At 37.1% G+C, this 9,455-nt stretch carries 11 protein-coding genes; 5 read left to right on the top strand and 6 right to left on the bottom strand.

The window, feature by feature from the left end; translation table 11 throughout:
* Together BZK14_RS00570 and BZK14_RS00565 are read left to right on the top strand one after the other, a co-directional pair.
* Nucleotides 1-677 (top strand): cytochrome ubiquinol oxidase subunit I (locus BZK14_RS00570; protein WP_143691243.1); only part of this gene is annotated, 677 nt, incomplete at its 5' end.
* A gap of 2 nt (nt 678-679) precedes the next feature.
* Nucleotides 680-1,690 carry a cytochrome d ubiquinol oxidase subunit II gene (locus BZK14_RS00565; protein WP_245831099.1) on the top strand — a complete coding sequence of 337 codons (1,011 nt, stop codon included), beginning with the start codon at nt 680-682 and terminating at the stop codon, nt 1,688-1,690.
* A gap of 106 nt (nt 1,691-1,796) precedes the next feature.
* Here the strand turns inward: BZK14_RS00565 and purU are convergent, their stop codons facing one another.
* The 4 genes from purU to BZK14_RS00545 form a co-directional block, all read right to left on the bottom strand.
* Complete coding sequence (gene purU, locus BZK14_RS00560) at nt 1,797-2,645, bottom strand: formyltetrahydrofolate deformylase (protein ID WP_077924667.1); 849 nt, start codon at nt 2,643-2,645, stop codon at nt 1,797-1,799.
* Nucleotides 2,646-2,813: 168 nt separating this feature from the next.
* Nucleotides 2,814-3,239 carry an ExbD/TolR family protein gene (locus BZK14_RS00555; RefSeq protein WP_077924666.1) on the bottom strand — a complete coding sequence of 142 codons (426 nt, stop codon included), beginning with the start codon at nt 3,237-3,239 and terminating at the stop codon, nt 2,814-2,816.
* A gap of 9 nt (nt 3,240-3,248) precedes the next feature.
* The gene (locus tag BZK14_RS00550; protein ID WP_171973602.1) at nt 3,249-3,929 is read right to left on the bottom strand and encodes a MotA/TolQ/ExbB proton channel family protein; all 681 of its coding nucleotides are present in this window, start codon (nt 3,927-3,929) and stop codon (nt 3,249-3,251) included.
* A 26-nt stretch (nt 3,930-3,955) separates the two neighbouring features.
* The gene (locus BZK14_RS00545) at nt 3,956-4,696 is read right to left on the bottom strand and encodes an energy transducer TonB (protein ID WP_077924665.1); all 741 of its coding nucleotides are present in this window, start codon (nt 4,694-4,696) and stop codon (nt 3,956-3,958) included.
* Between the two features lie 196 nt (nt 4,697-4,892).
* On the opposite strand from BZK14_RS00545, the gene dapB reads away from it, so the two are divergent.
* Together dapB and BZK14_RS00535 are read left to right on the top strand one after the other, a co-directional pair.
* The gene (gene dapB, locus BZK14_RS00540; RefSeq protein ID WP_077924669.1) at nt 4,893-5,693 is read left to right on the top strand and encodes a 4-hydroxy-tetrahydrodipicolinate reductase; all 801 of its coding nucleotides are present in this window, start codon (nt 4,893-4,895) and stop codon (nt 5,691-5,693) included.
* A gap of 5 nt (nt 5,694-5,698) precedes the next feature.
* Nucleotides 5,699-7,228, top strand: a complete 1,530-nt coding sequence (locus BZK14_RS00535; protein WP_077924664.1) for a B12-binding domain-containing radical SAM protein — start codon at nt 5,699-5,701, stop codon at nt 7,226-7,228.
* Nucleotides 7,229-7,317: 89 nt separating this feature from the next.
* On the opposite strand, the gene BZK14_RS00530 is transcribed toward BZK14_RS00535, so the two are convergent.
* Nucleotides 7,318-8,061, bottom strand: coding sequence for an SDR family NAD(P)-dependent oxidoreductase (locus BZK14_RS00530; protein WP_077924663.1), 744 nt, complete (start codon nt 8,059-8,061; stop codon nt 7,318-7,320).
* Between the two features lie 221 nt (nt 8,062-8,282).
* On the opposite strand from BZK14_RS00530, the gene BZK14_RS00525 reads away from it, so the two are divergent.
* On the top strand, nt 8,283-8,903 hold the full coding sequence (locus BZK14_RS00525) for a LysE family translocator (RefSeq protein WP_077924662.1): 621 nt from the start codon (nt 8,283-8,285) through the stop codon (nt 8,901-8,903).
* On the opposite strand, the gene BZK14_RS00520 is transcribed toward BZK14_RS00525, so the two are convergent.
* The coding region (locus BZK14_RS00520; protein ID WP_143691241.1) for an STAS domain-containing protein at nt 8,864-9,455 on the bottom strand (592 nt) is incomplete at its 5' end. The genes BZK14_RS00525 and BZK14_RS00520 overlap by 40 nt on opposite strands.

Raw genomic sequence — 9,455 nt, 5'->3', positions numbered from 1 at the left:
CCATGCATGTAGGCGTTATTGTTGCTGCATTTTTAATCCCTCTACAGATATTTGTGGGGGATGCTTCTGGTTTATTAGTCTTCAAACATCAGCCTGATAAATTAGCTGCTATTGAAGCGATCTGGGAAACTGAACAACCCGCAGCTTTAACATTATTTGCAATCCCTAATGCCGAAACACGCACCAATGATTTTTCAATTGCTGTACCTAATTTAGGTAGCCTAATCTTAACGCATAGTTGGGATGGTGCAATCAAAGGATTGAATGAATTTGAAGTTCATCCGCCAGTGGCACCCGTCTTCTTTAGCTTCCGAATCATGGCTGGTATTGGCTTTTTGATGTTACTTGTATCATGGGTAGCTGTTTATCAGCTATGGCGCAAAAAAGAAATTTCAAGTTGGATGCATAAGGTTCTATTCGGTATGACATTTTCAGGTTGGATTGCAGTCATCGCGGGTTGGTATGTGACTGAAATTGGCCGACAACCGTGGATTGTTTATGGATTATTAAAAACATCCGATGCAGTTGCACCGCATGGCCCTACAGTGATGATCACATCATTGACAATGTATATCGTATTGTACGCATTTTTATTGATCAGCTACCTATCTGTAATGTTTTATATGACCAATAAAGATATTAAAAATAATATTGAAGCAGCTAAACAAGGAGCATAATCATGGATGCAGTGACTCTCTTACCTATAATATTCGCTGTTTTAATGGCGGTTGCCGTTTTCTTCTATATCATATTTGATGGTTATGACCTCGGCGTTGGCTTATTATTCCCTTTTGTTAAAGAGCGAGCAGATCGTGATGCAATGGTTGCAACCATTGACCCTTTTTGGGATGCCAATGAAACTTGGATTGTTTTAGGCGTTGGTATTCTTTTCATTGCCTTTCCACAAGCTTATGGTGATATATTAGTCACATTATATATCCCAACTGCCACAATGCTTGGCGGATTAATCTTACGCGGTTGTGCATTCGATTTTCGCAATACAGCAAAATTAGAGCACCAAGGCTTATGGGATAAACTATTTTGCGTCGGTTCTTATATTGCGACAATGTCACAAGGTGTGATGATCGGATTATATGTTATGGGCCTAGAACAAAATTGGATCACTTGGAGCTTTGCTATTCTAACAGGTATCGCTGTTTGCTTTGGTTATGCTCTCTTAGGATCAGCTTGGCTGATCTTTAAAGCCAAAGACCATATCCGTCAAATGGCTATTCGCACAATTCGCCATAGTATTTTCTTAGCTTTCCTAGCAATTATTTTAATTTCAATTGCAACACCTTTTACAAATGCCGCGGTTTATAATAAATGGTTCAGCATGCCCAATATTTTATACCTTGCTCCTGTACCATTAGCTTGCGTTGCATTGGCAATCATTATTTTTACAATGCTGCCAAAAATTGCTAAGGATAATACCTATCGATATGACTGGGTTCCATATTTATGCGCTGTATTGATTGTATTGTGTTCATTCATTGGCTTTGGTTACAGCACTTATCCTGACATTATCTTAGGTAAACTAACAATCTGGGAAGCAAGTAGCGCACCAAAATCTCTAGAATTTACATTATGGGGTGTGAGTTTAGTTTTACCTTTAATCCTTATTTATACATTTTATGTGCACCGCATTTTCAGTGGCAAACTTGAGCATCATGATCACGAAGGTTATTAATTACTGATCCATCGCCCATAAAAAATTCCCTGCTTCTGCAGGGAATTTTTATCTCAAATCCAACAAATCCAACAAATCCAATTTGAATAATAAAAATCAGATGAACTTAAAATACAACTGTATGATTGCCATGTACTAATACACGATCTTCAATATGATGACGTAAACCGCGAGCCAATACAACACGCTCAATATCACGGCCTAAGCGGATCATATCTTGTACATTATCAGCGTGAGTAATTCTTGTCACATCTTGCTCGATGATTGGGCCAGCATCTAAATCTTGCGTCACATAATGGCATGTTGCGCCAATTAATTTAACACCACGTTGCGCTGCTTGATGATAAGGGCGAGCCCCCACAAACGATGGCAAAAAACTATGATGAATATTGATGATTTGGTGCTTATAACGCTCACATAAATCTGGTGGAATAATCTGCATATAGCGTGCCAATACGATGGTATCTGCTTTTAACTCTTCAATTAAATCATTCACTTGAGCAAAGCTTTCTGTTTTATTCAAAGGATTCACAGGCACATGAAAATATGGCACTTTATACCATTCAACCAAGCTTCTTAAATCATCATGATTAGAAATGACTCCAACAATATCACAATCCAATTCATTCGTATGCCAACGCGATAATAAATCCACTAAACAGTGAGAATCTTTACTCGCCATCAATACAACACGCTTTTTAACTGATGTATCAGAGATTTTCCACTTCATATTGAATTTTTCTGCAATCGGTGCAAAGCGCTCTTTAAACTCTTCTAAGCCAAATGGTAAAGATTGAGCCTGAATTTCATGACGCATAAAGAAATAGCCGCTGCCAAAATCCGAATGATGATTTGCTTCTGTGATCCAACCGCCGTGTTCAGCAATAAAACCACTGATTCCCGCAACGATTCCGACACCATCTGGACATGACATTGTTAAACGATATGCATTCATGATTTCCTCTTTTCCTATAAAAATATATTGAACCTAACAACCTAAATCTGCTAATCTTAAAACAATATCAGATTTATTCTGATATACAAAAAATAAATAAAAAAAAGAAGATTCCGAAGAATCTTCAAAGTGCAGGGAGCTGTATAAATTGAAATTATTTGAGTGTGGCTACTCTTGAAGCGTTGTTGTAAAGCCAATCTTGGAGAGACCTACTCTTTTAATTTCAATCAATGTTTTGGCAACTGTATCATATGGAACACTCTCATCAATATTTAATTGAATGATCGGTTCTTGCTCTACCGAATTACTCTTAATGGTATTCAATTCTGCATGCAAAGTTTCCATCGCGACAGCTGTTTTGTTCAATAAAATCTCACCATCTTTGGTGATCTCAATAACTTGTGGCTTTTGTTTCTGTTCTACAGGCACTGCAATATCCGATGTTTTTGGCAAAGACAAATTAACAGATTGTGTAACCATCGGCGCTGTAATAATAAAAATCACCAGTAGCACCAACATGACATCAATTAAAGGCACCATATTGATTTCAGCATTCTCAGTATGCACACCTTCTCTAATTCTTCCTAATGCCATGTAAACCTCCTATCGCTTTTGTGTGCCACCAAGCACAGTAATCAGCTCAAATGCGAATGTATCTAAACGACCGAGTGCAACTCTATTACGGCGTGTTAACCAGTTGTAAGCCATTACGGCAGGAATCGCTACCGCTAAACCAATCCCAGTCATAATTAATGCTTCACCCACAGGGCCTGCAACTTTATCAATCGTACCTGCACCTGTTACACTGATGGTAATGAGCGCATGATAAATACCCCAAACTGTACCAAACAGCCCAACAAATGGTGCTGTTGCTGCGATCGTTGCTAATACCGATAAACCATTTTCTTTGGTCATCTGTATTTCATCGAGCGCTGTTCTTAACGTTACAGTCAAAAAATCTGTAAATGATGTCGATTGCAATAATGGTGTATCACTACTTTCTTTATAAAAATGAATCGCATCTACACCTTTTCTTGTGAGTACTGAATAATCTACGCCACTGACTTGATCAGCTACAGCAGAAACTTCTTGTACCGTTTTTGCTTGTCTAAATGCTTTAAAAAAACGCGCAACTTTTTGTCGTCTCATCATACCCTCAAAAAATTTGATGACGATGATACTCCAAGATACTAATGACATAAGTATTAATATTGCCAAAAGTGATTTACTCAATAAATCAGACTGTGCAATAAAATGTACAAAACCAATATTCTCTGCGTCCACAATTTTCCCCTAAAATTACAATTGTATTAGAATGCGTAATCCATTCGATGTCTGATAGCAATGCTCTGACCATTTTCTATATATGGATGAATTTTAACACCACGAGCAGCTTCAAGTGCAGCTTTATCCAACACATCATGACCTGAAGAGCGCTCTAATACAACTTTAACCGGGATTCCTCGTTGATCAATCTCCACCATAACAACACTATTGCCCGTCCACTTATTTCTATGCGCGATGCGAGGTCGTTTAGGTGCAGGATTTTTAATGAACTTAATACTTGAAGATGACACTAATGGTTTGCCACCTTTCATTTGTTGCTTGGCTGAATTTTTTGCAATATTCTGTGTTTGTACTTTTGGCTGAGGTTTAACAACAGGCTTTTGTACAACTTTCTGCTTTATAGGTTCAACCTTTTCTACTTTTTTAATTTCCTTAACTTCTTCTTTCTTCTCTGGAATCACAATATCTGCTTGATCCACTGATTTAACCGCGACAATTTCTTTTTCAATTAATTCTTCAACGGCCGGATGATCAAAAACTTCAGGCTCTACCTCCTCAACTCTTGCTTCTTCGACACTTTCACTACTTGCACCAAAAAACTCCATTTCCATCACATCAAAACTCATTGCATTGGCAATTGGCTCAGATTTTTTTGCAGGTGATTGATAGATCATTGCAGCAACAGCTGCTGTATGAAATGCCCCAACACAGGCAATCAAGATCGCATTCACAATAGCAGTTTTTTTTAAAAGTCGATTGTTCATAACAGTTATCATTAAGAATTAATTAACGCATGAGAATTATTATCATTTAAAGATCATTTGTCAAATATAATCCCTAAAATTTTGACCTTCATAAATATTTTTTACTTAATCATCTTTTTTCTTGAATATGAATAAACAATACTTTTGTAGGGTTTATCGCTATAATGAGCCTCATTTTATGAAAGAGGTTGAGATCATGATTCGAATTGGTATTATCGGAGTCGAAGGCAGAATGGGTGTCAATATTCTGCAGTTGGTTGCTGATGCAAACGACTTAACTTTAGGTGCTGCGATTACGCACAAAGGTAGCGCAAACATTGGTCACGATGCTGGCGAATTATTACACAGCGCACCATTAAATGTTGCGATCACAGATGATATTGCTGCCACAACTAATGTTGTAGATGTTTACATTGATTTCACATTACCAGAAGCGACAATGCAAAATATCAGTGCAATTGCCAAAGCTAAAATCCCAGTTGTGATCGGTACAACAGGTTTATCGAATGATGATTTAGCTCAATTACAAGAATATGCAAAAGAAACTGCAATCCTACAAGCGCCAAATATGAGCCTCGGTGTGAATTTAGTTTATGCACTACTTGAGCAAGCTGCTAAAGTTTTAGGCAAACAAGCCGATATCGAAGTTTTAGAAATGCACCACAGATTTAAAAAAGATGCACCATCTGGCACTGCATTGCAAATGGGTAAAGTGGTTGCTAAAGCTATGAATGAAGACTTTGATAAAGTTGCTGTTTATGATCGCCATGATATGGATCGTGAACGTGGTGCAGGTGAAATTGGCTTTGCAACATTGCGCGGTGGCAGCGTTGTAGGTGATCACACGGTAATCTTTGCAACATTGAAAGAGCAAATCGAAATCACACATAAAGCTAAAGATCGTACTTTATTTGCGGATGGCGCTGTTTATGCTGCGCGCTGGCTACATTCAAAATCTGCAGGCTTGTATTCAATGCAAGATACATTGGTGATGTAACCGCAATGAATATTTTAATCAGCACCCTAAACGCCCGATTTTCTCACGCATCTTTAGCAACACGCTATTTATATGCGAACATGGAAGAAATTCAGTCTCAAGCTGAAATCTGTGAATTTACAATTCAGCAAGATACAGAAGAAATTTTGACGATTGTTCATGAAAAAAATCCAAAGATCTTATTATTGGGCGTTTATATTTGGAACATCAATGAGACAACAAAATTAGTTCGCGAACTGAAAGCGTTGATGCCTGAGCTCATCATTGTGATTGGCGGGCCGGAAGTTTCACATGAATATAATGATACAACTATCTTCAATACTGTTGATTATTTAATTACAGGCTGGGGCGACATCAGCGCTTATGAATTGTGCCGTGATATTTTGGCAGGCAATGCACCTGAAAATAAAGTAATCACTGGCTTACAACCCAAGCTTGAGCACATCAAAATGCCGTATGATTATTATACGGACTTTGACATTCAGCATCGTACTGTTTATGTGGAAGCATCCCGTGGATGCCCTTTTAAATGTGAATTCTGTTTGTCGAGCTTAGATAAAACCGCTTGGACATTTCCACTGGATGAATTTCTCGCTGCGATGAATCGTTTATATGAACGTGGTTTGCGCCAATTTAAGTTCATTGATCGTACCTTTAACTTAAAACGCGAATTTACTGTCAGCATTTTGAATTTCTTCTTAGATAAATTAGCGAAGAATCCTGAAGAATCACTCTTTTTACATTTTGAATTAGTGCCAGATTTCTTACCTAATGAAATTAAAGAGTTAATCTTAAAATTCCCTGAAGGTAGCTTGCAATTTGAGATTGGGATTCAAACATTGAACCCTGAAACACAAAAGCTCATTTCTCGTAAAACAAATCTTGTGAAAGCTAAAGAGAATATATCTTGGTTATCTAAACACACAACTGTGCATTTGCATGTGGACTTGATTGCAGGCTTACCTGCGGAGGATTTAGAGAAATTTGCAGAAGGCTTTAACGAGCTTTGGTCATGGGAACCACAAGAAATTCAATTGGGTATTCTAAAGCGCTTGAAAGGTACGCCGATTGATCGCCACACGAAAGATTTTGATTTCAAATATAGTCCTGAAGCACCTTATAGCGTTTATGAAAATAAGGATATGGATTTCACAACCATGAATCAGATGAAACATGCTGCAAAATTTTGGGATTTAATCGCAAACTCAGGTCGTTTTAGCCAAACTTTGCCATTGCTATTCGATGAAAAAGCCTTTGAAACTTTATGGGATATTTCAGAATATATGGTGAACAAGTTTAAGCGTACGCACAGCATTCCATTGGATAAACTTTTTGCTGAAGTTTTTGTATATTTAACAGAAGTAAAACAATTGCCCTTAGCTGAAGTTCAAGAAATTATGGGACAAGATTTCTTACGTATTGGTTTACAAGGTTGGCCAAAATATTTGGGTGATAAACCAGAAGGTTTTGAAGATCGCTTTAAAAATCGCATACCTAAAACCGCCACACCAAAACGCCAACAGCAACATTTGTAATTTAGGTCGCCAAAAAGCTTCCCTCGGAAGCTTTCAGCAATCTGAGGGCTGATTAATCAGCCCTTTGAGATAATTAAATTACTTGTATTTTAACGCGCCAAATATCCGCCATCAATTGGGTAATAACCGCCTGTTGCAAATGATGCTTGATCAGATGCCAACCATAAAACCAATTCCGCCACTTCTTCCGGTGTACCTAAACGATTCATTGCATGACGAGAAGATAATTCTTGAATCACTTCTTCACTATAACTTTCAGTTACTAATGGTGTACCGATGTAGCCTGGCCCTACGGCATTGATGCGAATACCTTGCTTACCATATTCCCATGCCGCCGTTCTAGTTAAACCATTCACGCCATGCTTAGCTGCACAATAAGCCGATGAATTTGCAACACCAACTTCAGCTAAAATTGAAGAAATATTAATAATACTACCTTTTCCATGTCTAAGCATTTCAAGTAATTGATAATGCATGCCATAGAAAACACCATTCAAATTTACATCAATAACTTTTTTCCAATCTTCTATCCCGTACTGATCAACCACAGCAAAAGCCCCAACAATCCCGGCATTATTCACTGCAATATCTAATTGACCAAATGCCTTAACTGTTTCCTCAACCATACGCTTATTATCATCAGGAGAAGCAGCGTCAGCCTTAATAAAAATGGCATGCTCACCATAAGCGGCTGCCACCTCTTGTCCTTGTATCTCATTAATATCAACAACTGCAACTTTTGCGCCATTCTTAACGAATAAATCTACAATACATTTACCAATGCCTGATGCAGCCCCTGTTATTAATGCAACTTTACCGTTTAATACCGCCATGTGATACTCCTCATACTTAGTTAAGGGAAAACATACAATAGATGATATGAACTCATCATACTATTACTGATAGACTATAACATAACTATAAAATATTATACGCAACATTATGATTTTAAAAAATTATCTAGAATATTAATGATGTTATTTCACACAAACTGTAGATTGCTTTTATACATAAAACATCTTATAACTATCGTTCATTTGAATGAAGGATAGCCATGAATTTCTTAGAACTCAGCCTTTATATTGTTACTGTTATTGTAATGATCGCAACGCCTGGCCCTGTTATGATTTTAGTTGCGAGCACAGGCTTAAAACATGGTTATCGTGCCGCCTTAAAAACTATTTTTGGCACCAATATCGCATCATTAATTTTGATCGCTTTTTCTATCCTAGTATTAAAAGGGGTTTTAAGCATCAATGATCTAATTTTTACCAGCATTAAATTGCTAGGCTCGCTATACATTGCTTATTTAGGCTATGAAATTTTAAAAGAAGTTTGCACTCCTTCTGATGCCTCACCCACAACCATCAAACCTGTAGATGGTGGTTTTAAAAAAGGCTTTTTAGTAGGAATTTCTAATCCCAAAGATATTATTTTCTTCTCATCCTTTTTCCCACAATTCATCAATGTGCACGATAACATTAATATCAGCTTATCTATTTTAGTGATCACATGGATCATTCTTGATTTTCTGACATTATCCATTGTATATGTGGCATTCAATGCTTTGTCACAAAAATCGATTTACCACAAGATTTTAGGTGCCTGTGGTATTTTATTAATCACCATAGCCATTTATGGGTTAATCACTTCAATACAAACATTACTTCCATGATTAAGCACCTTAAATACTTCTAAACGAGATGAATAAAAGTCCAACCGACCTTCTATAGGTTGAATTTTTGCACGTGCCAATGTTTTTAAAGGTTGAAATGGAACATTACAAATCATAATACGTTTATTCTCATCCAAATCCTCCATAAATCGAGTAAATGCTTGTAAGCCACCAACATCTAACAGTGTAACCCCCGTCCAATCTAAAATAATTGTCTGATAACGGTCACTTAATTCAGATAGCTCACTAAAAATCCGTTCAGCCGCCGCAAAAAAAAGTGGCCCATGAATTGTATATAAAATCTCTGTCTCATCAAAATGCTCACAATCAATTTCTGTAAGTTTAGTTAAATCAGCAATATTTTTCATGAATAATAAAGCAGCTAAAACCACACCAATTGAAATGGCAATGATCATATCAAAAAATACTGTTAAAAATAGACATACCAATAGTACTGCAATATCCCCTTTAGGAGCTTTTTGAATAATCTCTTTAACTTTTTTTGCTTCACTCATATTCCATGCAACCATAAACAGTAAAGCAGCCATCGCA

Origin of the sequence: Wohlfahrtiimonas larvae (genome assembly GCF_002006755.1) — a bacterium.
In the GTDB taxonomy this organism is placed as follows: domain Bacteria; phylum Pseudomonadota; class Gammaproteobacteria; order Cardiobacteriales; family Wohlfahrtiimonadaceae; genus Wohlfahrtiimonas; species Wohlfahrtiimonas larvae.
Note: the sequence above shows the minus strand (reverse complement) of the source record. Positions and strands in the feature narration are given on the sequence as shown.

Coding starts and splice junctions, on each gene's coding strand:
- BZK14_RS00565 (WP_245831099.1), top strand. CDS start 680: ATGGATGCAGTGACTCTCTTACCTATAATATTCGCTGTTTTAATGGCG.
- purU (WP_077924667.1), bottom strand. CDS start 2,645: ATGAATGCATATCGTTTAACAATGTCATGTCCAGATGGTGTCGGAATC.
- BZK14_RS00555 (WP_077924666.1), bottom strand. CDS start 3,239: ATGGCATTAGGAAGAATTAGAGAAGGTGTGCATACTGAGAATGCTGAA.
- BZK14_RS00545 (WP_077924665.1), bottom strand. CDS start 4,696: ATGAACAATCGACTTTTAAAAAAAACTGCTATTGTGAATGCGATCTTG.
- dapB (WP_077924669.1), top strand. CDS start 4,893: ATGATTCGAATTGGTATTATCGGAGTCGAAGGCAGAATGGGTGTCAAT.
- BZK14_RS00535 (WP_077924664.1), top strand. CDS start 5,699: ATGAATATTTTAATCAGCACCCTAAACGCCCGATTTTCTCACGCATCT.
- BZK14_RS00530 (WP_077924663.1), bottom strand. CDS start 8,061: ATGGCGGTATTAAACGGTAAAGTTGCATTAATAACAGGGGCTGCATCA.
- BZK14_RS00525 (WP_077924662.1), top strand. CDS start 8,283: ATGAATTTCTTAGAACTCAGCCTTTATATTGTTACTGTTATTGTAATG.